This is a genomic window from Fodinisporobacter ferrooxydans (assembly GCF_022818495.1).
Classification (GTDB): Bacteria; Bacillota; Bacilli; order Tumebacillales; family MYW30-H2; genus Fodinisporobacter; species Fodinisporobacter ferrooxydans.
On the sequence record NZ_CP089291.1, the window covers coordinates 3,138,705 to 3,163,574 of the forward strand.

General features: G+C 48.5%; 27 protein-coding genes. 24 read left to right on the forward strand and 3 right to left on the reverse strand.

Annotated elements, in window-relative coordinates:
* The first annotated feature begins 25 nt into the window (after positions 1-25).
* From def to spoVM, 9 genes are all read left to right on the forward strand, one after another.
* On the forward strand, positions 26-499 hold the full coding sequence (gene def, locus LSG31_RS14975; protein ID WP_347435883.1) for a peptide deformylase: 474 nt from the start codon (positions 26-28) through the stop codon (positions 497-499).
* Positions 500-1,450, forward strand: a complete 951-nt coding sequence (gene fmt / locus LSG31_RS14980; protein ID WP_347435884.1) for a methionyl-tRNA formyltransferase — start codon at positions 500-502, stop codon at positions 1,448-1,450.
* Between the two features lie 10 nt (positions 1,451-1,460).
* The gene (gene rsmB / locus LSG31_RS14985) at positions 1,461-2,810 is read left to right on the forward strand and encodes a 16S rRNA (cytosine(967)-C(5))-methyltransferase RsmB (RefSeq protein WP_347435885.1); all 1,350 of its coding nucleotides are present in this window, start codon (positions 1,461-1,463) and stop codon (positions 2,808-2,810) included.
* A gap of 27 nt (positions 2,811-2,837) precedes the next feature.
* Positions 2,838-3,884: a dual-specificity RNA methyltransferase RlmN gene (gene rlmN, locus LSG31_RS14990; protein WP_347435886.1), complete on the forward strand. Its 1,047-nt coding sequence runs from the start codon at positions 2,838-2,840 to the stop codon at positions 3,882-3,884.
* Positions 3,885-3,896: 12 nt separating this feature from the next.
* Positions 3,897-4,655, forward strand: a complete 759-nt coding sequence (locus LSG31_RS14995; protein WP_347435887.1) for a Stp1/IreP family PP2C-type Ser/Thr phosphatase — start codon at positions 3,897-3,899, stop codon at positions 4,653-4,655.
* Entirely contained in the window at positions 4,652-6,604 is a 1,953-nt protein-coding gene (gene pknB, locus LSG31_RS15000) for a Stk1 family PASTA domain-containing Ser/Thr kinase (RefSeq protein WP_347435888.1), read from the forward strand. The genes LSG31_RS14995 and pknB overlap by 4 nt, the downstream gene beginning before the upstream one ends.
* A gap of 63 nt (positions 6,605-6,667) precedes the next feature.
* Positions 6,668-7,549 carry a ribosome small subunit-dependent GTPase A gene (gene rsgA, locus LSG31_RS15005; RefSeq protein ID WP_347435889.1) on the forward strand — a complete coding sequence of 294 codons (882 nt, stop codon included), beginning with the start codon at positions 6,668-6,670 and terminating at the stop codon, positions 7,547-7,549.
* Positions 7,550-8,224, forward strand: a complete 675-nt coding sequence (rpe, locus tag LSG31_RS15010; protein WP_347435890.1) for a ribulose-phosphate 3-epimerase — start codon at positions 7,550-7,552, stop codon at positions 8,222-8,224.
* Positions 8,225-8,555: 331 nt separating this feature from the next.
* Positions 8,556-8,636 carry a stage V sporulation protein SpoVM gene (gene spoVM / locus LSG31_RS15015; protein WP_347439527.1) on the forward strand — a complete coding sequence of 27 codons (81 nt, stop codon included), beginning with the start codon at positions 8,556-8,558 and terminating at the stop codon, positions 8,634-8,636.
* Between the two features lie 152 nt (positions 8,637-8,788).
* Here the strand turns inward: spoVM and rpmB are convergent, their stop codons facing one another.
* Positions 8,789-8,980 (reverse strand): 50S ribosomal protein L28, encoded by a 192-nt coding sequence (gene rpmB / locus LSG31_RS15020; protein ID WP_347435891.1) that lies wholly within the window; start codon positions 8,978-8,980, stop codon positions 8,789-8,791.
* A 192-nt stretch (positions 8,981-9,172) separates the two neighbouring features.
* Here rpmB and LSG31_RS15025 point away from each other — a divergent pair, with 192 nt between their 5' ends.
* The 5 genes from LSG31_RS15025 (at position 9,173) to recG (ending at position 14,988) form a co-directional block, all read left to right on the forward strand.
* Positions 9,173-9,538: an Asp23/Gls24 family envelope stress response protein gene (locus LSG31_RS15025; RefSeq protein WP_347435892.1), complete on the forward strand. Its 366-nt coding sequence runs from the start codon at positions 9,173-9,175 to the stop codon at positions 9,536-9,538.
* A 14-nt stretch (positions 9,539-9,552) separates the two neighbouring features.
* Positions 9,553-11,271 carry a DAK2 domain-containing protein gene (locus tag LSG31_RS15030; protein ID WP_347435893.1) on the forward strand — a complete coding sequence of 573 codons (1,719 nt, stop codon included), beginning with the start codon at positions 9,553-9,555 and terminating at the stop codon, positions 11,269-11,271.
* A gap of 68 nt (positions 11,272-11,339) precedes the next feature.
* A complete protein-coding gene (gene sdaAB, locus LSG31_RS15035; protein WP_347435894.1) occupies positions 11,340-12,002 on the forward strand; it encodes an L-serine ammonia-lyase, iron-sulfur-dependent subunit beta in 663 nt (220 codons plus the stop codon).
* A 39-nt stretch (positions 12,003-12,041) separates the two neighbouring features.
* Positions 12,042-12,926, forward strand: a complete 885-nt coding sequence (gene sdaAA / locus LSG31_RS15040) for an L-serine ammonia-lyase, iron-sulfur-dependent, subunit alpha (RefSeq protein ID WP_347435895.1) — start codon at positions 12,042-12,044, stop codon at positions 12,924-12,926.
* Positions 12,927-12,933: 7 nt separating this feature from the next.
* Positions 12,934-14,988 carry an ATP-dependent DNA helicase RecG gene (gene recG / locus LSG31_RS15045; protein ID WP_347435896.1) on the forward strand — a complete coding sequence of 685 codons (2,055 nt, stop codon included), beginning with the start codon at positions 12,934-12,936 and terminating at the stop codon, positions 14,986-14,988.
* Between the two features lie 4 nt (positions 14,989-14,992).
* Here the strand turns inward: recG and LSG31_RS15050 are convergent, their stop codons facing one another.
* Complete coding sequence (locus tag LSG31_RS15050; protein ID WP_347435897.1) at positions 14,993-15,250, reverse strand: hypothetical protein; 258 nt, start codon at positions 15,248-15,250, stop codon at positions 14,993-14,995.
* A gap of 195 nt (positions 15,251-15,445) precedes the next feature.
* Here LSG31_RS15050 and asd point away from each other — a divergent pair, with 195 nt between their 5' ends.
* The 5 genes from asd (at position 15,446) to LSG31_RS15075 (ending at position 19,974) form a co-directional block, all read left to right on the forward strand.
* Positions 15,446-16,297, forward strand: a complete 852-nt coding sequence (gene asd, locus LSG31_RS15055; protein WP_347435898.1) for an archaetidylserine decarboxylase — start codon at positions 15,446-15,448, stop codon at positions 16,295-16,297.
* 698 nt (positions 16,298-16,995) lie between these two features.
* Positions 16,996-17,556, forward strand: a complete 561-nt coding sequence (gene rsmD, locus LSG31_RS15060) for a 16S rRNA (guanine(966)-N(2))-methyltransferase RsmD (RefSeq protein ID WP_347435899.1) — start codon at positions 16,996-16,998, stop codon at positions 17,554-17,556.
* Positions 17,557-17,558: 2 nt separating this feature from the next.
* The gene (coaD, locus tag LSG31_RS15065; protein WP_347435900.1) at positions 17,559-18,044 is read left to right on the forward strand and encodes a pantetheine-phosphate adenylyltransferase; all 486 of its coding nucleotides are present in this window, start codon (positions 17,559-17,561) and stop codon (positions 18,042-18,044) included.
* A 59-nt stretch (positions 18,045-18,103) separates the two neighbouring features.
* Complete coding sequence (locus LSG31_RS15070) at positions 18,104-18,907, forward strand: patatin-like phospholipase family protein (protein ID WP_347435901.1); 804 nt, start codon at positions 18,104-18,106, stop codon at positions 18,905-18,907.
* Complete coding sequence (locus LSG31_RS15075) at positions 18,904-19,974, forward strand: SepM family pheromone-processing serine protease (protein WP_347435902.1); 1,071 nt, start codon at positions 18,904-18,906, stop codon at positions 19,972-19,974. The genes LSG31_RS15070 and LSG31_RS15075 overlap by 4 nt, the downstream gene beginning before the upstream one ends.
* Here LSG31_RS15075 and LSG31_RS15080 read toward each other — a convergent pair.
* Positions 19,889-21,184, reverse strand: a complete 1,296-nt coding sequence (locus LSG31_RS15080; RefSeq protein ID WP_347435903.1) for a nucleotidyltransferase — start codon at positions 21,182-21,184, stop codon at positions 19,889-19,891. The two genes, LSG31_RS15075 and LSG31_RS15080, sit on opposite strands and share 86 nt — an antisense overlap.
* Positions 21,185-21,343: 159 nt before the next feature.
* On the opposite strand from LSG31_RS15080, the gene LSG31_RS15085 reads away from it, so the two are divergent.
* From LSG31_RS15085 to LSG31_RS15105, 5 genes are all read left to right on the forward strand, one after another.
* The gene (locus LSG31_RS15085; protein ID WP_347435904.1) at positions 21,344-21,850 is read left to right on the forward strand and encodes a YceD family protein; all 507 of its coding nucleotides are present in this window, start codon (positions 21,344-21,346) and stop codon (positions 21,848-21,850) included.
* A gap of 54 nt (positions 21,851-21,904) precedes the next feature.
* Positions 21,905-22,078: a 50S ribosomal protein L32 gene (rpmF, locus tag LSG31_RS15090; protein ID WP_347435905.1), complete on the forward strand. Its 174-nt coding sequence runs from the start codon at positions 21,905-21,907 to the stop codon at positions 22,076-22,078.
* Between the two features lie 222 nt (positions 22,079-22,300).
* On the forward strand, positions 22,301-22,888 hold the full coding sequence (fapR, locus tag LSG31_RS15095) for a transcription factor FapR (RefSeq protein WP_347435906.1): 588 nt from the start codon (positions 22,301-22,303) through the stop codon (positions 22,886-22,888).
* Positions 22,872-23,876, forward strand: coding sequence for a phosphate acyltransferase PlsX (gene plsX / locus LSG31_RS15100; protein ID WP_347435907.1), 1,005 nt, complete (start codon positions 22,872-22,874; stop codon positions 23,874-23,876). Before fapR ends, plsX begins: the two co-directional genes overlap by 17 nt.
* Complete coding sequence (locus tag LSG31_RS15105) at positions 23,873-24,856, forward strand: beta-ketoacyl-ACP synthase III (protein WP_347435908.1); 984 nt, start codon at positions 23,873-23,875, stop codon at positions 24,854-24,856. The genes plsX and LSG31_RS15105 overlap by 4 nt, the downstream gene beginning before the upstream one ends.
* Positions 24,857-24,870: the final 14 nt, after the last annotated feature.

Here is a 24,870-nt window from a genome sequence, read left to right on the forward strand (position 1 = left end):
GAATAGCAGAAAGGAATGAGAGTGTATGGCTATACGCATCATTCGTAAAACGGGGGATCCGGTATTGCGCACCAAAGCAAAAGCAGTGCCGGAAGTCACCCGCCATATTGTCAAGCTGCTTGATGATATGCGGGATACGATGTATGACGCGAAAGGAATTGGCCTGGCAGCCAACCAGATCGGTATCCTCAAGCGGGTGATTGTCGCCGATGTGGGGGAAGGGCTGGTTGAATTGATCAATCCGGAAATCTTGCAGCGGCAAGGGGAACAAACGGCCTCGGAAGGCTGTTTGAGCATACCGGGCGTGCGGGGAGAAGTGAAGCGTGCCGATCAAATTGTCGTCACTGCACTGAACCGTTCCGGAGAACGCATTCAGATTGCGGCAGAAGGGCTGCTTTCCCGCTGTATTCAACATGAAATTGATCATCTGAACGGCATTTTATTTACCGATTATATAAAAGAACCGATCATTGCAAATGAAGCGGAGGTGAAACAGTAAATGCGGGTGATTTTTATGGGAACTCCCGATTTTGCTGTGCCTTCTCTACAAACATTGCTGCAAGACGGGCATGAGATCGTCGCTGTCGTGACACAGCCGGATCGGCCAAAAGGGCGCAAGCGTGAAATGACGCCGCCGCCTGTCAAACAAGAAGCAGTAAAACACGGATTGCCCATATTCCAACCGGAGCGGCTGCGCAATAGTCAGGAACTGGAACAACTGTTGACACTCGAACCGGATGTGCTTGTCACGGCTGCATACGGACAGCTTTTGCCGAAACAACTTTTAGAGTTGCCAAAACACGGCTGCGTCAATGTGCATGCGTCGCTTTTGCCCAAATACCGGGGAGGAGCGCCGATTCAACGGTGTTTGTTGAACGGTGAGCAGGAGACAGGCGTGACCATCATGGAAATGATTCCGAAGCTGGATGCCGGCGGGATCTATCGTCAAGTGCGCATTCCGATTGAAGACTCCGACGATGTAGGCACATTGCACGACAAATTGTCCGTCGAGGGCGCCAAGCTTTTGCATGAAACGCTGCCCGAGATCGCAGCGGGAACGCTGCTCCCCACTCCGCAAAGGGAAGCGGAAGCTACGTTCGCACCGAATATCACACGGGATGATGAACAGATCGACTGGAGCCGCACCAACCGCCAAATCTTTAATCAGGTGCGGGCGCTTCGTCCGTGGCCGGGCGCATTTACAAGCTTGCAGGGAAGTTTGTTGAAAATCTGGGATGTACAAGAAGTTCGCAAGCAACGGGAAGAAACAGACAAAAATGAACTCCCCGGGACGATTGTCGCAGTCGCCGATCACTCCATCCGGGTGGCTGCGGGAGAGGGATATTTGGATCTATTGGTCGTACAACCTGCCGGCAAAACAAAAATGAGCGTAACCGATTTTTTGCGGGGACGGGAGCTTGCGGCAGGCATTGTACTAGGCGAGGTGTAACATTCGACAGATGAGAAAATCAAAATCTGCCCGGGAAGTGGCTTTGCAAACGTTGCTGCGTGTGGAACAGGAGCAAGCGTACAGCAATTTGGCCTTGCAAAGCGAGCTTTCGGGCAACCGACAGTTAAAGCAAGTCGATCGCGCGTTCGTGACGGAAATCGTGTATGGAACGATGCAACGTCTCCATACCATCGATACCATGCTCGCAAAGTTCTTAAAACAACCGCTGTTGAAGCTGGATGGCGAGGTGCGGAATCTGCTGCGGCTTTCTGTGTACCAGCTTGTATTTCTCGACCGTGTACCCGCTTTTGCCGCCATAAATGAGGCAGTGGAGATCGCAAAGCTGCGGAATCGGCGGGCCAGCGGTTTTGTCAACGGAGTGCTGCGCAATGTCCATCGGGCAGGCTCGGCGGTTTGGGACATGCAATTTCCGACACGGGAAGAACAGTTGGCATTTGCGTCTTCACATCCGCTTTGGCTGGTGCGGGCATGGGTGAAACAATACGGGTTTGAACAGACCGAACAAATCTGCAAAGCGAACCTGGAACGTCCCAAACTCTGCTTGCGTGTCAACCGTTTGCGATTGGATCAAGGGGAATGTTTGCAGAGATTGCGGGAAAAAGGAGTAGACGCAACAGCGTCTGACATCGTGCCGGAAGCCATTCTGTTAAAGCAGGGGCTTGATATCAGCACATTGCCGGAATTCCAGGAGGGATTGGTAACGGTGCAGGATGAAAGCTCGATGCTTGTTGCATACTGTTTACAACCGGAAGCACATATGCGAGTATTGGATGCATGTGCGGCTCCCGGCGGGAAGACGACACATATTGCAGAATGCATGAATGATCAGGGAACGGTCGTTGCCTGCGACATTCATCCGCACAAGATCGAATTGATCGAGCATGGAAAAGCGCGATTGCAGCTATCGTCTGTTCGTACGGTCGTCAGCGATATGCGGGATTTGCCGACAGACACACAGTACGACAGAATTTTATTGGATGCCCCATGCAGCGGATTGGGAGTTTTGCGCAGAAAACCGGATATCAAGTGGGCGAAGCAAGCCCGCGATATCGATGAACTGACATTGCTGCAAAGAGATTTGCTGGAGCATGCGGCCAAACTTTTAAATCCTGGCGGTGTATTGGTATATTCCACTTGTACTTTGGATAAAAAAGAAAATCAACACCAAATCCTGCAGTTTTTGGAGAATCATCCGGAGTACCGCTTGGAAACTGTCCAGCCTTTCCTGCCTGAATCGGTGCGTTCGTATGTGGCAGCGGAAGGATGGCTGGAAGTCTTGCCACATTATTTTGGCGGCGACGGATTTTTTATTGCCCGCATGCGTAAAATTTCAGATTGAACATACATAAGATAGGATGTGGGATGCGTGGACAAGATCCATATTTACAATCTGGATCTGCCGGAATTGGAAGAATGGGTAACATCTCAGGGGCAGCCTCGTTTCCGTGCCAAACAAATTTTTTCATGGCTCTATAAAAAACGGGTCGTCGCGTTTCAGGATATGACCGATTTGCCGAATGCCCTTCGGGAACAATTGCAGCAGACATTTGTGATCAAAAGCATAAAGGAGCGGCTGCGGCAGGTGTCCCAAAAAGATGGGACAACCAAATTTTTATTGGAACTCTTTGACGGGACGACGATTGAAACGGTGTTGATGCCGCACAGCTATGGCAACAGTGTGTGCGTGTCGACACAAGTGGGCTGTAAAATGGGATGCAAGTTTTGTGCATCCACGTTGGGCGGATTGATCCGGCATTTAACGGCAGGCGAAATCATCGAAGAATTGATGACTGTTCAGCTTTTGCTGGATGAACGAGGAGAGCGGGTTTCCAGTGTCGTACTGATGGGTTCGGGAGAACCTTTGGAAAATTACGATCATTCCATGAAATTTATCGATATTATTACAAGGCCGGAAGGATTGCAAATCGGCTCCAGACATATTACCGTTTCAACCGTTGGCCTTGTACCGGCGATTCGGCGGTTGGCGGATGAAAAACGGCAAATTACCCTGGCTGTCTCGTTGCATGCGCCGACTGACGAATTGCGGCAATCCATGATGCCGATCAATAAAGCATACAGCATTGACGAATTGATGCAAGCTTGTCAATATTATTTTAAGACGACCGGCCGCCGCATCTCTTTTGAATATGCGTTAATCGGCGGGAAAAACGACTCGCTGCAAAATGCCCGTGAGTTGGCCGGGTTGTTGTCACAGATTCCATGTCATGTGAATTTGATCCCTGTCAACTATGTGCCGGAACGAAATTTTAAACGAACGCCGGAAGATGAGATTCGGGCATTTGTCAAGGAATTGGAACGAAACGGCGTCAATGCGACGGTAAGGCGGGAGATGGGAAGCGACATTGCTGCAGCATGCGGGCAATTGCGTGCGCAGCAACAAGGGTTAGTATAAGGGGGAGCGATCATGCATGCACTTGGAAGATCCCATGTCGGGCGTGTACGTGCTGTAAATCAGGATAGTTACGGGATTCGGGTAGACGGACCGCAGCCTCATATCGTGGTTGCGGACGGCATGGGTGGCCATAATGCCGGGGAAGTGGCCAGCAAAATGGCTGTAGATGCAGTTATGGAATATATGGAGAAGACGCGCGCCGAAAATCCGGAAAAACCATTGTCAGAATGGCTGTTGCAGTCATTTGAATACGCGAACCGAACGATTTTTCAACATGCGGCCAGTCACCCTGAGCAAGCGGGTATGGGTACAACTCTCATCATGACTCTATTCGAAACGGACAAGTTTTGGATTGGCCATATTGGGGACAGCAGAGGATATCTTTTGCACGATGGCAAGTTGAAACAAATTACACAAGACCATTCCCTGGTCCAGGAATTGGTGCGAAACGGACAACTTTCGGAAGAGGAAGCGGAACATCATCCGCAACGCCATATTCTCACGCGCGCTTTGGGAACAGACGAGCAAGTACAGGCAGAAATCCAAGAAGGACGTTGGAATACAGAAGATATTTTAGTATTGTGCTCAGATGGTTTGACCATACATGTATCGGCAGCGGAAATCGAAACCATCTTGTATGCCGAGGGTTCGCTGGATGAAAAAGTGGATACGTTGTTGGAGTTGGCGCTCACTCGCGGAGGACATGACAATATTACAATCGTTGCCGTCGAAAATGTCGTTTTACAAACTGAACGGGGTGACGCGAAGTGATTGGACGGAAACTAGGTAACCGCTATGAAGTTGAGGAAAGACTTGGCGGTGGCGGAATGGCAGTGGTATATCGAGGTGTGGATACACTGTTGAACCGCAATGTCTCGATTAAAGTCCTGCGTTCCCAGTTTGCCGGCGATGAAGAGTTTGTCTATCGCTTTCGTCGGGAAGCACAAGCGGCAGCGAGTTTATCACACCCCAATATTGTGAATATTTACGATGTCGGCACAGATGATGAAGACCATTTCATCGTAATGGAGTATATTGACGGATGCACATTGAAAGAAAAAATCGAATCTCTCGGTGCTCTGCAAGCGGAAGAAGCGGTTCGCATCGCCAAGCAAATTTGCGACGCATTGGAACATGCCCACGCCCACAATATTGTGCATCGGGATATCAAACCGCACAATATCCTGATTTCCAAGGATGGACGCGTAAAAGTTACCGATTTCGGAATTGCGCGGGCCATTACCAGTGATACGATTACACATAACGATTCGTCGGTATTGGGATCTGTGCACTACTTTTCGCCGGAACAAGCCCGTGGCGGATTGGCTGATGTAAAGTCGGATTTATATTCCTTAGGTGTCGTATTGTATGAAATGGTAACAGGCCAAGTTCCGTTTTCAGGTGACACGCCTGTCAGCATCGCTCTGAAACATCTGCAGGAATCCTTTGTGGAGCCGAGAATGATCAAGCCAAGTATTCCGCAAAGTGTGGAAAATATCATTTTGCGTGCATTATTAAAAGATCCTTTGCAACGATATCAATCGGCAAGAGAACTGTACCGGGATTTGGATCGGGCATTCATTCAACCGAATATGCCGAAATTTTTACCGCCCGAGGTCAGAGATGATCAGGCGACCATCCAGGTACCGCCCGTCTTTGACAGCCAACGCCCCCGATTTGAAGGGAAAGAGGGGCATGGAAGTCCATTGCATACGGAGCCGAAAAAGCCAATGAAACAAAGGGATGAAAAGAAAGGAAAAAAGTTTTGGCGGCCTGTGATCTGGCTGTTTGTGATTCTGGTTATTTTGATCATTGGTTCCATAGGGGGCTATAAAGCATATTCCACATTTTTTAATGTTCCGACAATCGTTGTGCCAAACGTGATCGGAAAAACCTATGACCAAGCGGTAACAGTACTGGAGAATGCGGGATTTCAGCCGACCCAGATTCATGAAACGAAACAAGCGGACAACAAAACGCCGGCCAATCAAGTGATGAAACAGGACCCGGATAAAGATATGTCAGTCAAGCAGGGACGGGATATCTATTTGACGGTGAGTACCGGACCCCAACAAGTCAATTTGCCGGATGTCACTGGCAAACAGCAAGCAGAAGCGCTGCAAATGTTGGAGGATGCCGGTATATCTGCCGATAAAATCAAGACGGTCAACCAAACGAATGACCAAGTGGCAAAGGGAACTGTCATCAGCATGAATCCGGCGGCAGGTTCCGTGTCGGCCAATACGACGGTCACACTGTATGTAAGTGCCGGCGTCGCGTCTGTGGCAGTGCCTGACGTAACCGGCAAAACCTACGATGATGCGATCAATACGCTGCAACAAGCCGGTTTTGTCCCGAATATCGTGCAAAGCCCAAGTTTTACCGTGAAACAAAATATGGTCATTAAAACAGATCCGGCAGCAAATCAAAATGTGCAAAAAGGTTCGAAAGTAAATGTTACGGTAAGCAGCGGATATCCAAGCGATGCACATGAAGTGGCAGTCGACATCAACATCAAGGTGGATCCGACGAAAGTGCCGATGGATGTGTTGATTACTTATACGGATCCGCGGGGAACGGATCAGCAAGCAGTAAAACAGCAAATAACAAAAGATACTACATTTACCGTGCATGTGTATACATTGCCGAACCAGGCTGCGGCAATAAAAGTATATGAAAATGGCAAATTGACAAATATGAAAACAATTCCGTATCAGTAAACGGCGCTCTTTGTGTTCACAACAACTTGCGGCAATTTCGGAATGCAAGAAGGGAGGGTATGAATGGCTCAAGGCGTGATCGTAAAGGCGGTTTCCGGATTTTATTATGTGGACGATGGAGAACGGGTGATCCAGTGCCGGGCCCGGGGCATTTTTAAAAAAGAAGGGATTACCCCCCTTGTGGGTGATCAAGTGAAATTCTCGCGTGTCGGTTCCGAAGGCGTGGTGGAAGAAATTCTGCCGCGCACGTCCGCTTTGGTGCGGCCGCCAATCGCGAATGTTGCACTCGTCTGTATTTTTATATCCCTGAAAGAACCGGATTTGAATGAACGGCTGCTTGACCGCATGTTGGTGCAAGCGGAATCGCAACATGTGCAACCGCTCATCTGTGTGACAAAGGTCGACTTGGATGCAGACAAGCAGATGCTGCACCATTTGCAATCGATTTATGAGCCGGTCGGTTATGATGTATTGGTTGTCTCCGGCAAGTTTCTTTTAGGCTTGAACGAATTTCAAGCGTATATAGCAGGGAAAACCTGTGTCCTGACCGGTCCGTCCGGCGTGGGAAAATCCACGTTTTTGCATGCGTTATTGCCGGAAGCCGGGATTAAAATGGGAGATGTCAGCCAAAAAATTGGCCGCGGCAAACATACCACCCGCCATGTGGAGCTGTTTCGACTCAATCCTCACACGTTTGTGGCCGATACGCCCGGATTTAGCCAATTGGATGTGACAAACATGGAACCGGAGCAGCTGCAATTCTGGTTTCCGGAGATTCGCACATTGCGGGAGTCCTGTGAATATCGCAGGTGTTTGCATGAATCGGAAGAAGGCTGCGCCATCCGCTCGGCTCTCGATCATGGCAATCTATCAGACATCCGCTATGGCAATTATTTGGCATTTTTAAAGGAAGTACGTGAAGCAAAAAACCGGAGGTATTCATAAATGGCAATCCAAATCGCACCATCGATTCTTTCCGCCGATTTTGCAAAACTCGCAGCGGAGATCCGGGAAGTGGAAGAAGGCGGGGCGGATCTCATTCATGTGGATGTCATGGACGGACATTTTGTGCCGAATCTCACGATTGGTCCGTTAATCGTGTCGGCCATTCGTCCACATACGGCATTGCCGTTGGATGTACATCTGATGATTACAGATCCTGATCGTTATATAGCGGACTTTGCAACGGCCGGTGCCGATATCATTTCTGTACATGCAGAAGCCTGCGTACATCTTCACCGCACTGTGCAGCTCATCAAAAGCATGGGCGTGAAAGCATCTGTCGCCTTAAATCCGGCAACACCGCTGCAAGTCCTTGAACATGTGCTGCCAGACCTGGATATGGTGCTGCTCATGACAGTCAATCCTGGTTTTGGCGGACAAGCCTTTATCCCGGCGATGCTGGACAAAATTCAACAACTGCGAAATATATTGGATCAAAAAGGCTTGCAATCGGTTCCGATCGAAGTAGACGGCGGTGTACAAGCGGGAACTGCAAGACAAGTAGTGGCGGCAGGCGCCAGTGTTTTGGTTGCAGGATCTGCAGTTTTTGGCAAAAAAGAACGCCGTTTGGCGATCGATTCCATCCGTGAAGATAGCGGGACTTCCTTGCAATCGTAACGGTGCAACAGGTTAGCTGGCGGATCAAGTGAAGCTATCGGATAAAAGGTGAATATATCGGCATGCTCTACATACAATGTACTATTGCAATGGACGATATCGATCCATACATCCCGACCTCAATTTCTATAGCCGAGAGCCTGTTGAAAAAGGAAGACGACAAATACCGGACTTTTTAAACGGCTGCTCAAAAGAATATAGGCACATTTTAGGGGGTTGCGAATATATATATATGGACGATTGCAAGGGAGTCTTTCCTAGGTTGTCGAACTTATCACAAATCTTGTGCCGCCAATGATACACACCAGAATATGGCAAGGAGGGGTTCCGTTTGAAATTTTATACGATCAAACTTCCAAAGTTTCTGGGCGGAATCGTAAAAGTCGTTTTAAATGCGTTTCAAAAAGAGTAGAAGGTTTTGTTCGGAAAAGCACCTGAGCAATTGGGTGCTCATTTTTTTCAATATGAGATCAATATTTGAGACGAGTTCAAGATTTGAAAAAAGCGCAAAACAAAATAAAAAAACTCCCAAAAATAAAAAAACCTCCCTGAGGGAGGATTTAATCAGATCGCACGTTTTACTTTGCCGGCTTTTAAGCAGCGGGTGCACACGCTAATGCGTTTTACCGTACCATTTATGTTAGCGCGAACTTTTTGAATATTTGGAAGCCAACGACGTTTTGTTAAAATATGAGAGTGGCTGACTTGGTTCCCTGTAACAGGGTCTTTGCCACATACTTCGCAACGCTTTGCCATCGAACTTGCACCTCCCAACGCAATTCCCTGTCCCTATTTGGACATACAATTTGAAAACTGACTTGATAATATTATCATAGATACCAGTATATATGCAAGCAGCCTTTCCCTTTTCTCTACAATGTAGTACACTTGCAGTATACGAAAAACTGATGAACGTGTTTTGATGGATCCCTTCGGAGGTGTACATAGATGCCGAAAATTATCCGGACAGAGTTGGGGAATGTTTCGATTGCAGAAGATGTGATTGCAACTGTTGCAGGAATGGCAGCGATGGATTGTTATGGATTGATTGGGATGGTATCGCGCAAACAAGTCAAGGATAGCTTTAACGAGTTTCTCGGCCGTGAAAATCCCGGGCGGGGAGTTGAAATACGAATTCTTGACGAGCGGTTGTTTGTCGATGTATATATTATCGTAAGTTATGGAACGAAGATTTCCGAAGTTGCGCATAATGTAATGGATAAAGTACGCTATACATTGCAGGATATGCTGGGGATTGAGGTTTCTGCCGTCAATGTAATTGTACAAGGTGTTCGTGTTCCCGAAGAGCGTTAAAAGGAGGTTCTGCATTGAGTTATACTCGTTTGTCTGCACAGGATTTCACGCAAATGATCCTGGCGGGACATCAATCGCTATTGTCTGGGAAAGACGCGGTGAATGCGTTAAATATATTTCCTGTTCCCGATGGAGATACAGGAACGAATCTGTCATTGACAATGACATCCGGAGTAAATGAATTAAGCAAGTATAAAGAGAAGCCCATTGGCCGCTTGGCGGAAGCTCTGGCAACCGGTTTGTTGATGGGTGCACGGGGAAATTCAGGTGTGATTCTGTCACAGCTGTTTCGAGGATTTGCGAAAGCGCTTTCTAATTCGGATGAAATGGACGGGAAAGCATTTGCCGAGGCATTGCAGAGTGGGGTGGATACGGCTTACCGCGCAGTTGCAAAGCCGGTCGAAGGCACCATATTGACAGTTGCAAAGGATGCAGCCAAAGCAGCGACAAAAACAGCGCGGCAAACGGATGATTTGCGCAGCGTTCTGGAGATTATCGTACGGGAAGCGGAGGCTTCCCTGCAACGAACCCCTGATTTGTTGCCTGTCTTGCGGCAGGCGGGCGTTGTCGATTCCGGCGGACAAGGTCTTGTCTTTATTTATCGCGGCTTTTTAAATTTTGTTTGCGGTGAGCAGTTGTCTGATGCATCTGATCATGCGGCAGAGTCGGTACACAAACGGCAGCCCTATATTGCAGGTGCACATATCGCACACGAAGGTGAATACGGATACTGTACCGAGTTTATGATCCATTTGGACATCGGCGAACCATCTTCCTTTATTGATGAGCAGGCAGAGCGAAGAATTTCCGCCCGCATGCAAGCACATGGTGATTCTTTGCTGGTTGTGGCAATGAATGGGCTTGTCAAAGTTCACATTCATAGCGAACACCCCGGCCTTGTGTTGGAAACGGCGTTGGAGTACGGGAGCTTGACACATATCAAGATTGACAATATGACACATCAGCACCATATGCTGGCGGAAGAAGCGAATGAACAGGCAACAAACGAACAAGCAACAAATGATCAGAAAACGGATCGCCCGCTCGAAACCGTGTCAACCGGGATTTCAATCCCCGATCCGTACGGGATCATCGCCGTTGCAGCAAGCAATGGGATCCGCAAACTCCTGAAAAGCATCGGCGTACAGGAGTTTGTGGAAGGAGGACAAACGATGAATCCAAGTACGGAGGATATCATGTGTGCGATTGCACGTACGAAGGCACAAACCGTATTCGTCCTTCCGAACAATCCGAATATTATTATGGCGGCAGAACAGTGTCGGTCGATGCTTGGAGATGCTGTTCGAGTCATACCGACCCGATCGATACCGCAGGCAATCGCCGCTATTATGGCTTTTGATAAAAATAAGACGGCAGATGATAATGCAGCGAGCATGACGGAAGCATGCAACAAAGTTCTGTCAGGACAAATTACCCAAGCGGTCCGGAATTCCAACTATCAGGAGAAAACGATTCGTACGGGCGATTATTTGGGAATGGTGGAAGGAAAAATCGCGGTTGTCGACGGCGACTTGCAAACGGTATGGATCCATCTGCTTCGGCAAATGGTGTCGGAAGATCGTGAACTTGTGACTGTTCTCTACGGCGAAGGCGTAACAATGGAGCAGGCGGAGCAATTTGTAGACTTTGCCAAAGAGCAGTTTGGAGCGGTTGAATTCGAATTGCATGAAGGCGGCCAACCGCTGTATCCGTTTTTGATTGGTGTCGAATAATGAGTGAACGGCATTCCTTCCACATTGTGGCAGGAATGTTTTTCGCTTGCCGGGGCAGGGGATAGCATATGTCATTTCGTCAAGTTTTTGATATTATCGGGCCCATTATGATCGGGCCATCCAGTTCCCATACGGCGGGGGCCGCTCGGATTGGCCGCGTGGCGCGCCAATTGTTCGGTGATCAACCGGAGCATGCTTGTATTACGTTATACGGATCCTTCGCCCGCACTTATCGCGGACACGGTACGGACGTTGCCCTCACAGGCGGACTGCTCGGCTTTGACACATTTGACGACCGCATCAAACAATCGCTGCAACTTGCGAAAGAATCCGGTGTGGAAGTGCAGTTCCGGACTTCCGAGGAAATCGTTTCACATCCCAATACTGCCCGTATTCAGTTGCGGGGAAACGGGAGAACGCTTGACGTGACAGGCATTTCCATTGGTGGCGGTGCGATTGAAATTCTGGATATTGATGGATTTAAAGTAAGTATGGCGGCAGTGGGACCAACACTGGCAATTTTGCACATGGATAAAAAAGGCGTGATTGCACAGGTGACAGCATCACTTGCGGCACACAACTACAATATTGCACATATGGAAGTTTGCAGATTTGCTCCTGGCGCACAAGCGTTGATGATTATGGAGGCAGATCTCCCGATCAGTGCGACTGCCTGTGAGGTGTTGGAAAGGATTCCGGAAGTTTTACGAGTAGCTTATGTATGTTTATAGACGTATTTTATAAGAGCTCCAATTTCATGAGGTGATCGTATGCGATTTTCAACATTACGGGAATTGTCCGATTTGGCTGCAACGGAAAATAAGCCAATTTCCCAAATCATGATAGAGGAACAAATGCGTGAGACAGGTGAGTCGCGCGCGACGATCCTCTCAAAAATGGGACTGCAGTTTGAAGTGATGGAAGAAGCGGTTGAGCAAGGTGTGACGGCAACGGTTCGTTCCCACAGCGGTCTCACAGGCGGGGACGCCAAAAAAGTATACGACTATCAAAAGGACGGCAAATCCGTCTTGGGCAGTCAAGCTGCTTTGGCGATGTCGATGGCGTTGGCTGTCTCTGAGGTGAATGCGGCGATGGGTCGGGTAGTGGCAACGCCGACGGCCGGTTCCTGTGGAATTTTACCCGGTGTTTTGGTCAGCATTGGCCGTGTTCATAACATCCCGAAAGAGACATTGATCCAGTCCATGTTTACGGCAGGCGCAATCGGGTATGTGATTGCAAATAACGCATCGATTTCCGGTGCCGGCGGAGGCTGCCAGGCAGAGACCGGATCCGCCACGGCGATGGCTGCCGGAAGTGTGGTGGAGCTTTTTGGCGGCACACCGGAACAAGTGATCATCAGTGCAGGACTGGCGTTGAAAAATGTACTGGGTCTCGTCTGCGATCCGGTCGCCGGATTAGTAGAAGTTCCTTGCATCATACGCAATGGCTTTGCTGCCGTAGCCGCATTGACAGCCGCCGACATGGCGCTTGCCGGCATGAAAAGCGTGATTCCGCCGGATGAAGTGGTGTCAGCTATGTATCATGTGGGTCGTATCATGCCGGTCGAATTGCGGGAAACGGCTCTTGGAGGGCTGGCAGATACTCCTACGGCCAAAGCGATTGAAAAGAAATTGTACGGAAACGAATTCAGGTGATGAACGTATGCGGGTATCCGAGCTTCCCGTTACCCATCTGGCGGGCGTTGGGCCAGTAAGGCAGCGGGATTTGGCGAGTTTGGAAATTTTCACAATTGAAGATTTGCTGTTGTATTATCCGTTTCGTTATGAAGATCGTCAGTTGGCCGAACCTGCTTTATACACCGATGGCGCGCGCATCACCGTGCGCGGTGTTGTCAACGGGATGCCTTCGCTTCGGTATCGCGGACGTAAAGCGACGCTTGTCGTCCCTGTGCTAAGCGATCAGAATGTGTCAATATCAGCCGTTTGGTTTAATCAGCCGTATTTAAAAGAACAAATGGCGCCTGGCCGAAACATTACCATTACGGGAAAATATGATGCAAGACGCAGGAGCGTCACTGTAGCTCAACACGATTGGCATAAGCCCTCTGATTCGATTCATAGCGGACGGGTCGTGCCAATGTATCGCATACGCGGCGAGCTTACGCAAAAAATTTTGCGAACGTTGATCTCCCAGGCATTAAAACAGTATACTGCACAACTAGAAGACATACTTCCATTTTCCATCCGTAAGAAATATCAGTTGATGGAACGAGTGGATGCCGTTCGTTCCATGCATTTTCCAAAAGATGGACAAGAATTGAAACAGGCCAAGCGCCGTTTGATTTTTGAAGAGTTTTTTCTGTTTCAATGCCAGCTTCAGGCATTCCGCTATATGCATCGTTACGAAAACAAAGGAATTGCCCATCCTTGCAAAGGGGATGATGTCCGGAAATTCCTTGAACATCTCCCCTTTTCCTTGACATCGGCGCAAGAACGCGCATGCAAGGAAATCATTTATGATATGCGCGCAAAAGAAGCGATGACCCGCTTGCTGCAGGGAGATGTAGGCTCAGGCAAAACAGTGATTGCGTTTCTGGCGATGCATTTGATGAAATGCGATGGCTACCAATCTGCTTTGATGGTGCCGACGGAAATTCTCGCAGAACAACACGTTCAGTCAGCGAAGTCCCTCTTCCGGGAATTCGATTGCAATATAGCGTTATTGACGGGGAGCATGAAGGAATCGGAACGGCGCAAAGTATTGGCAGGGCTTATGGCAGGCGACATCGATATCGTAATCGGCACGCATGCACTGTTGGAAGAGCGCGTATCCTTTGCGCGGTTAGGCCTTGTCATCACAGACGAACAGCATCGGTTCGGCGTCGGTCAACGAGCGATCTTTAGGCAAAAGGGCCATAGTCCGGACGTCTTGTTTATGTCGGCCACTCCGATTCCCCGTACCATGGCGATGACGCTTTTTGGCGATCTGGATGTCTCTGTCATCGATCAAATGCCGGCAGGACGCGTACCGATTCGCACACATTGGATTACACAGGAGCGGGAAGATGACTGTATTCGTTTGATGCGCAAAGAATTGGCGAAAGGAAGACAAGCCTACATTGTTTGTCCGCTCATTGACGAATCCACACAGCTGGAAGATGTGGAAAGCGCCACGCTTGTATATGAACGAATGTGTGAAGAGCTGGCAGGGTTTCAAGTAGGGCTCATGCACGGGAAACTTTCCGGCCAGGAGAAGGAGCAAGTGATGCGGTCCTATTTGGCCAATCAATTGCAAGTTCTTGTATCGACAACGGTCATCGAAGTTGGCGTCAATGTCCCGAACGCCACGGTCATGGTCATTTACAATGCGGAACGCTTCGGGTTGGCACAGCTCCATCAGTTGCGCGGCAGGGTTGGCAGAAGCAATTTGCAATCCTATTGCATTTTGCTCGCAAATCCCCAAACACAGACGGGGAGAGAACGAATGCGGGCAATGGTAGAGACGACAAACGGTTTTGTATTGGCGGAAAAAGATTTGCAGTTGCGGGGACCGGGGGAGTTTTTTGGATTTCGGCAGTCTGGATTGCCGGAATTTCGATTGGGGGATCTGGTTTCTGATATTCGCATCATGGAAGTGGCGCAAAAAGAGGTAGCCGCTTTGTTGCGAGACCCTGGATTTTGGCTGCATCCCGAATACCAAGGATTGCTTCAATTTCTCAAGCAGACGAACGTCCTTATGGCACCACTGCAGGATTGAACGGTTAAATTCGGGAGGTGTTTTGATTGGCGAGTTCTACGCGTTTTCCCATTTCGGTTGCCGTTTGTTGTTCATGCTTGAATTCCATAATGTGCTGCGACAAATACTGAACTGTATCCCGCAGCATCTGGATATTTCGGGAAAATTCCATGTATGTATCTGCTGGCAGGCCATTTATTGTTTCAATTCCATGGCTCAAACGATCAAGACCTGTATTCATGGTTTGGACAGCTTGTTCCAATTGTTCGGGAAAAAAAGCCATAATAAAATATGCCTCCTTTTTGGTTGGTTGCTTTTATATTTTGTTATATTTTGCGATGTCTTTCGAACTTATGTATAGTGATTCTATACTTAGAAAGTATAAATTTTCGAGGCCGTTTTCGGGGTTGATCGCATAATGGCAGCTTGTTGAAATCTTGCTGAAATTTCAAATGCAATACGTGAGGAGAATGAAAACGTGGGAAAACCGGCATGGTCGGATCGTATCAAATTTATGGCAGTACGTGTATTGCCGAAACATCTGTTGTCGCGCCTGGCGGGAACATTTGCCCGCAGTTCGTTCAGCCGTGTTTTTATCCCTTTGTATATCAAAGCGTTTCAGATCGATTTGACACAAATTGAAAAAAAGCCACATGAATATCAATCATTAACAGAATTTTTTACGCGGCGGTTGCTTCCGGATGTTCGACCGATCGATCCGCATGCACATTCGATCGTCAGTCCGGTTGACGGAACAGTTGCCCAGTTCGGCGTGATTCGCGATGGCAAATTGATTCAGGCGAAAGGCGTTACATATACGGTTGCTGAGTTATTGGCAGATGTGCAGAAACAGAATGTATATGAGGGCGGATGGTTTATCACCATATATTTAAGTCCGACAGATTATCATCGCATCCATATGCCTGTCGCGGGAACACCAAGCATGTACACATATGTTCCAGGTTCCTTGTATCCGGTAAATCCGCTGGGTGTGAAGTACGTTCCCGGTCTGTTTGCCAAAAACGAACGGATTATTACGTATTTTAAAGGTCCATATGGAGAATTTGCCCTTGTGAAAGTGGGTGCGACAATTGTCGGCAGCGTCGTCGTGGAGTACGGGAATGCCCGCACCAATGTAAAACGAGGCCAATTGATACACTGTGAATTGCCGTCTGCTGTGGAATATGGAAAAGGGCAGGAGTGTGGTCGGTTTGAATTTGGTTCGACTGTCATCCTTTTGTTTCCGCGAGGAGTTCTGGTGCCTGAACCAGGTTTGTTTTCCGGGCAAACCCTGCGGATGGGCCAGCGAATCGGGGAATTGGTGCGATGATTGTTTGCTGCGTTAGGCGGATGAAACAATGCGACAAGCTTTCGCGGACATATCCGCATACCGCAGCGGGCACATATAAAAGGACATTTAAAAGACATATAAAAACCCCTCGTCCGGGTACACGAGGGGCTTTTGCATTGGATGTAAAAAATGAGTTGTCACTCGTATGTATCACATCCGCTGCAAACTGGGAGAGGAGAAACCGGAGAGAGCTTATGGGGAACCTAAGTCATCTCCGCGGTTGAAAGTCAACATATTCTGCTGACATTTGACAGTATGGAACGCAAATAGTCAATTTATACATGCTTCTAAAATTATTCTGACTTCTGTGTTATTGTACTTCTTGTGCACATGCCAAGTTTTCTTTACACGATTTTGAAAAAAAAACCATAAGGAGATCGTATAAGTGCAACTAGGCATCTGCCTGCGCTGTCGCTTGGCACATGCCAAGTTTTCTTTACACGATTTTGAAAAAAAAACCATAAGGAGATCGTATAAGTGCAACTAGGCATCTGCCTGCGCTGTCGCTTGGCACATGCCAAGTTTTCTTTACACGATTTTGAAAAAAAACCATAAGGAGATCGTATAAGTGCAACTTGGCATCTGCCTGCGCTGTCGCTTGGCACATGCCAAGTTTTCTTTACACGATCGAATATGGTAGAGTTACAATTGTACAGTTTTTTTGGGGTGAACATGAGATGAGAGTCATTGCCGGAATTTGCAAGGGGCGGAGATTGGCGGCGGTGCCGGGGCAATCGACACGTCCGACGAGCGATAAAGTAAAAGAATCGATTTTTAATATGATCGGCCCGTTTTTCGAAGAGGGCCATGTTTTGGATGCATACGCAGGTACGGGGGCGCTGGCGATTGAGGCGCTGAGCCGTGGAATGGAAACAGCCACTTGTATCGATATCGAACCAAAGAGTTTGCATGTGATCAAAAAAAATTTAGCGGAATGCGGTTTTTTGACACAAGCGGAAGTGTATAGAAATGACGCGAAACGGGCGATTTCGATACTCGCCAAAAAAGACAAACGCTATGATTTGGTATTTTTGGACCCTCCCTATCGATATGATACGATCCCCGAATTGATTTCGCAGTTGCAGGAGCAGCGCCTTGTAAATGATCGCGCCAAAATTGTTGCGGAACACGATGCGGGCGTTCGGCTGCCTGACGAGATTGGTGAATTTGTGCAAATTCGGTACGTGGTCTATGGGGATACGGGTGTAACGATTTATCAAAAGAAGACGGAGGAATGAAAATGAGAGCAGCGATTTACCCTGGAAGTTTTGATCCGATCACACTGGGACATTTGGATATTATCAAACGATCTGCCCGCGTATTTGATCGGGTCATTGTGGCGATCATGGTGAATCCGCAGAAGAATCCTTTGTTTTCAGTGGAAGAACGCAAGACTCTTATTGCGCAATCTGTACAACACTTGGCAAATGTACAAATCGATAGTTTTCCAGGTTTGTTGGTGGACTATGTGAGACGAAATCATGTGGATGTGATTATAAAAGGGCTGCGTGCCGTATCCGACTTCGAAGCGGAATTGCAGATGGCCCTCATGAATCGAAAATTGTATGCAGGTGCAGAGACGTTTTTTATTCCAACAGATGCACAGTATTCGTATATATCATCAAGTCTCGTCAAAGAAATCGCCAGGCATGGGGGCGATGTGAAGGATTTGGTGCCGGATCCCGTCTGGCGGGAATTGCGGAACAAATACCGACACATGTCCTAAAAAAGCGATGTTTTACATATAAGTTATTGAACAGTCCGGTTTGTCGGGGGAGATGTCATGTGAAACAACCGAAGATTGTTTTGGCGCTGGGATCGGGCGGTGCACGGGGGTATGCACATATTGGTGTGCTGCAAGTGCTGGAAGAATTGGGCGTACCCATATACGGAATCGCAGGAGCGTCGATGGGGAGCGTTGTGGGGGCGTTTTATGCGTCCGGAATGGGATTGCGCTATATTGAATCATTGGCTTTGCACATGAAACGCAGACATTTGCTGGATTTTACCATGCCGAAAATGGGGTTTGTCACAGGCGGGAAAGTTACAGAAATGCTGCATTTGTTGACAAAAGGATTGAATTTCGAGGACCTGGTGGTAAAACTGGCGGTTGTGGCAACAGATCTGGAAAATGGGGAGCGTGTTGTTTTTCAGTCGGGGCCTGTGTATCAAGCGGTTCGCGCCAGTATTTCGATCCCGGGAATTTTTGTGCCGGCCCGAATTGACGGCCGCTTGTTTATCGATGGCGGTGTGATTGATCGGGTACCGATCCGTGTGGCGCGGGATATGGGTGCGGATATCGTCGTCGGCGTCGATGTAGGATTATATGACCAATTGCCACCGGTCAAATCCATTTTTGATGTCATCTTGCAGTCGATCGACATCATGGAGCGGGAAATTATAAAAATGCGGAGCCAGGAAGCGGATTTTCTCATCCGTCCAAACGTTGGACATATCAGCTCAACAGCATTTACCGATGTCGAAGAATGCATTGAATTGGGCAGACAAGCAATGCGCGATCAGGCAGACGCATTGCTGGAATGCATTCGGCAAGCGGAAGATGAGAGAGAGGAGTATCAGGAGATATGACCGGACCACAACCCCAATTTCGCCGGAAGCTCGGATTGCAGATCAGTGGGGTCTGTATTGCCATTTTGCTCATACTTGGCGCAGTCGTTCCCCTTCCGTATTTCGTCGAGTATCCGGGCAGCGCCGAATCGTTGCAGCCGATCATCACGGTGGAAGGCGGTCACAAGATCGAAAAGGGAACATTTATGTTGACAACGGTTTCGATGCTGCGTGCGAGCAATGTGTATTATTTTTTGTACGGATTGGCCCAGAGCAACAGCGAGGTCAAGAAAAAAAGTGAAGTCGATCCGGGGATGAGCGAGGCGGATTATCATTACACACAGCAATACATGATGGATTCGGCCAAGCAAAATGCGGTTGCGTCCGCGCTGAGCTATCTGGGAAAGCCGGTCACAGTCAGGTATCTGGGTGTGGAAGTGTTGTCGATTCTGCCTGATTCCCACGCGAAGTCTGTCTTGAAGACGGGTGATATCATCCAAAGCATCAACCATTATCCGATCCAGACGAGCGAACAGTTGCTGCAGGCGTTGAAAAACAAAAAACCAGGTGCGAAAGTGACGCTTACATTTGAGCGAAATCATACGGTGCAAGATGCGCAAGTCCAATTGATGAATTTGCAGAACCATCAAGAAAACGGCCCTGTGGCAGCGAATAAGGCAGGGTTGGGGATCACGCCGGGAACGGTTATCAAAACGGAGACGCCCTATCAAATTCAGATCAAGACAGGGAACATCGGCGGTCCGTCTGCCGGATTTATGTTTGCCGTCGAAATCGTCAATCAATTAGCCGATCGGGACTTGACCAAAGGGTATCGGATTGCCGGCACGGGAACGATCGATCCGAGCGGACATATCGGCCAGATCGGCGGAATCGAACATAAAATCGTCGCAGCGGATCGGGAGCATGCCGATATATTCTTCGTTCCGAAAGATATCCGAAAAACGGACACCAATGAGAAAAAAGCCATTGCCGAAGCAAAGGCTATTGGCACGAAAATGAAGATTGTTCCGGTGCGGACGTTGGCGGATGCGATTGAATATCTGAAACAGCTCCCCGAACATCCATGACAGGCGGCTGGAATTCACGCAGCAGGAAAGATTTGTCGTTCCAGAAGCTGCGGGCGTAGATGCGCGCAGCTTGCAGATCAAAGGCAAGCATTGGATCGGCGGTGCTGTCGAGATTTGTCAGGATCGGCAAACGGCTGATCTTCCGCGCTTGCTTTAGCATCTTTCTGCCGGTCTCATTAAATCCCAGAATCCGAATATAGGAAGGTCCTTGCTCGGCGCTTATTTCCCGCAATGATTGCTTGGTAAGGCCCAGCAGTACGGATGTCAGCGACCGTTGGATACGGGTCCAGGTATAACGCCTGGTTTTCGTGTATCGAATGAGCTCGGTGACGGTTGTGCATTGTCGGACAGCTTGTTTGATGCGTGCGGCAAGTCCTTCGTCGATGTGCACGTGCATGGCCAATTCCTGCGCGGACAAGGTTTCGAGTTTTGCAAACAGCGGGAGCGAAAAAGCTTCCCATGTCTGCAATTGTTTTCCGGATAGAATACAGTCCTGCAATATATGAAGGGTAGTTGCCGGAATAAATGGTTGAGCAGCCGAGAACGAATGATCGGATCGATGTTGCAAAATCATGTTTCGTATGGCTGTTGCGCTGGCGATGGACTCGTGATCCGCGTAGGGGTGGTGGTAATCCGCATGGATACGGGTTGTCGTATATGGCTTGATTGCGCTTTTAAGTTTTTGAATGGCCTGTAAATACGCAATTCCCAAGGCATTATTCGGCTTTTTCACCAAATCGTCCGTGACATCACCAAGCTGCAGCGACCCTAATGCTTCTGCCATTGCTTTTGGAAATGAGTGTCCCAATGCGTTATAATGTTCAAAAGCTGCGTGAAAGTGTGCCGATGGCTGCAAAAGTTCACGGCTGATATGCTGCAAAGGGTCAATGTCTCCCGCTTCCGAACCGAAGCAAAGGGAATCGACAATTCCCAGTGCATCGAGAGTAGCGATGGCTCCATATGCGAACTGTGTTGCATTCTGGTTGGCAAACACAAACGGCAGTTCAAGCACGAGGTCTACGCCGTTTTGCAATGCCATTTGCGTACGGCTCCATTTGTCGACGAGCGCCGGCTCGCCACGCTGCAGAAAATTTCCGCTCATCACAGCGACAATGCCGGCGGCACCGGTGATCGCCTTGGTTTGTTGCAGATGGTATGCATGGCCGTTATGCATGGGATTATATTCGACAACAATTCCGGCTATCCGCATGAATTCGCCTTCTCTCGTGTATACTATCGAAAATTTGCGCAAAAGAATCCCATATTTAAGGGGAAGGTTTCTTTATGCAGATTATAGCAATTGATACCATCATTGACAATTGAACAATCTATCTATATAATCAACAATGTTGTCTATGAGGTGATTCATATGATTTTGCGTTGGCGAGATGTGAGTGATCACACTGAGCCTGTTTGCCTTGAAGATTCCTTTGATTTGAGCCGGCTTGCTGAAGAGCATTCGCAGATTGCGCAAATCGATCCTGCACACGTTGCTGTGTGCGCATCGATCCATGATCAAATGTGTACGATTCAGGGACAGATGGATACCAGGATCACCTATTATTGCTCCCGTTGTTTGACTCCGACAGTACAACTGGTTGCCGTTGCGGTAGTGGAACGGTTTGTGCAAGATCCGGACAAAGTGGATGAAGATGACGACCAGGTTCATTTGGTGTCTGACGCCATCGAACTTGATCCATACTTAGAACAAGCAGCTGTTTTGGCGATTTCCTATCGGCCTTTGTGCAGTGATTCTTGCCAAGGATTATGTCCGGTTTGCGGCATCAATAAAAATGTCCAGACTTGTACATGTGATACACGCCGGGTTGATCCTCGATTGGCTGACTTGGCAAAGTTTTTTCAACAAGACGAATGATTTGTGAATCGTTTGTTATGTGAGTCTTGTGAATTGTAAGGAGGTGTTCTGACAATGGCAGTACCACAACATAGAACGTCTAAAACTCGTAAACGTATGCGTCGTTCTCATTGGAAATTGGAAGCTCCAGGCATCGTTCAGTGCCCACAGTGCCATGAGCCGAAATTGGCGCATCGCGTTTGCAAAAATTGCGGGCATTACAAAGGACGCTCCGTAATTGAAGCGTAAGCACTTTGCCATGAGCATTGATACGTTTACACAATAAAAAGGGAAGATTCCATCGATACCGATTGGTGAATCTTCCCTTTTGTTGTTTTTACACCATACATTTTTATAAAAGCGGGTTGTAGGATACACACAGATTCTATATACTGTCCATAGTACCAGGTTATAAAAATGAAATGAGATAACGGGTGCAAATCTATCTTCTGTTTTGGAAAGAGGGGTAGAGTGGCATATTCCAAAAAACAACGGCAGCAAATGTTGACAGACATTGTTCAAAATGAACCTTTTTTGACGGACGAAGAATTGGCGGAACGGTTTCAGGTCAGTGTACAGACGGTTCGGCTGGACCGTTTGGCATTAGGTATTCCAGAAGTGCGCGAACGAATCAAGGCTGTTGCAAAAATGCAGCGGGCGAATGTACGGACGTTAGATGCAACGGAAGTCATCGGAGAAATCATTGATCTGGAATTCAATACATATGGAATTTCGATTTTGGATGTTGGAACGGAACATGTGTTTGCAAAAACCAAAATGATGCGTGGTCATCATTTGTTTGCACAAGCGAATTCACTGGCAATCGCCCTTATGGATACAGATGTTGCGGTCACTGCAACTGCCGATGTTCGTTTCTTGCGTCCGGTTTTGCAAGGAGAGCGGCTCGTGTGCAAAGCAGTCGTAGAAAGCGGCAAACGGGATCGGATCCAAGTTCGCGTGATTACCAAAGCGGGCGATGATGTCGTGTTCGAAGGGACATTTCTTGTCGTACGCCTGCGCAAATGGGAGGAAGGTACGAATCATGAAGTTGGCAGTTGATGCGATGGGGGGCGACCGAGCCCCGCAAGTGATTGTAGAGGGAGCGTTATCGGCGGTCCAAACGTGGAAGGATCTTGAAATTGTCCTCGTCGGCGATGAACAAAGGATTCAGCCATTTTTGAAAGCAGGCCATTCACGCATACACATCAGACACACAAAAGAATGGATTACTGCCGAAGATGAACCGGTGAAGTCGATTCGTCGAAAAAAAGAAGCATCAATGGTCTTGTGTGGAGAAATGGTGAAAAACGGAGAAGCGGAAGCGTTGATTTCCGCCGGGAATACAGGTGCGCTTATGGCAACCGCCTTGTTGATCGTGGGCCGGATGGCAGGCATCGAACGTCCCGCATTAGCGTCGATCCTGCCGACGCTCGCAGGCAAAAGCGTGATGTTGCTCGACAGCGGCGCCAATATGGATGCATCTCCCCAACACCTGTTGGATTATGCGGAAATGGGCTATTTGTATATGAATCGCGTGCAGCACATTGACAAACCTCGTATAGGTCTGTTAAATGTTGGAACAGAAGCTGCGAAAGGAAACCAATTGACAAAGCAGGCATACCCGCTGCTCGAAGCTTCCGATCGCATCCGATTTGTGGGGAATATTGAAGCGAGGGATTTGGTTTCCGGCGAAGTGGATGTTGTGGTATGTGACGGCTTTATCGGAAATGTGGTGCTGAAGTTCTATGAAGGGATCGGTTCAGGGCTGCTGCGGGAATTGAAATCCACATTTCTGGCGAACTGGCGGACAAAATTGGGAGCGCTTTTGGTCAAGCAGGAATTTAAACGGATGCAAAAGAAATTTGATTATGCGGAATATGGCGGAGCGCCGATGCTTGGCATCGAAGGGATCTGCATCAAAGCGCACGGATCCTCCAATGCTCGTGCCATACATAATGCCATCGGTCAGGCATATGAATGTGTCAAGGGAAATGTAGTGGAAACGATACGGGAATTGAAACATATGGGAGATGACGAGCCGAAATGAGTAGCGGGGTACGAATTTTAGGGACGGGATCAGCTGTACCGGAGCGTCGATTGACGAACGCGGATTTTGAAAAAATGGTTGATACAAATGACGAATGGATCCGTACAAGGACAGGAATTGAGGAGCGCCGCATCGCCGATCCGGATAAAGCCTCCTCCGATTATGCGGTCGAAGCGGCAAAGAAGGCGTTGGAACAGGCGAATATCGCGGCAGAAGATGTGGATCTGATTATTTGCGCTACCGTTACGCCAGACTATTTGTTCCCTGCGACTGCTTGTCTCGTACAAGATCGGCTCGGTGCGAAAAAAGCGGCGGCTTTTGATTTATCCGCCGGATGCAGCGGGTTTACCTATGCGATGAATGTGGCGGCGCCTTTGATTCGAACAGGCGCCTACAAATATGCGGTAGTGATCGGTGTCGATATGTTGACCCGGATTACCGACTATACGGACAGAAGCACATGCATCCTGTTTGGCGATGCTGCCGGCGCTGTTGTTTTAGGGCCGAGTGAAGCAGGGAAAGGACTGCTTTCCTTTGAGCTTGGTTCCGATGGCTCGGCAGGGGCGCTGCTCATGCAGGAAGGCGGCGGTTCCCGCAATCCTTCTTCCCGGGAGACAGTGGAAGGGCGCCAGCATTTCATTCGGATGAACGGCCGGGAAGTATTCAAGTTTGCCGTGAAGGTGATGGATCGGGCAACGGAATCCGTGCTTGCAAAAGCCGGACTCGCCAAAGAAGACATTAGCCTGTTGATTCCGCACCAGGCAAATTACCGTATTATCGAAAGCGCCATGAAACGTTTTGGCTTGACAGAAGACAAAGTGTATGTGAATGTACATAAATATGGAAATACTTCATCTGCATCGATACCGGTTGCCTTGGATGAGGCGAATCGGGCAGGCAAAATAAAAGCGGATGATATTGTCATACTTGTTGGGTTCGGCGCCGGACTCACATGGGGTGCAACGTTAATTCGCTGGTGATATTTGTCGGCAAA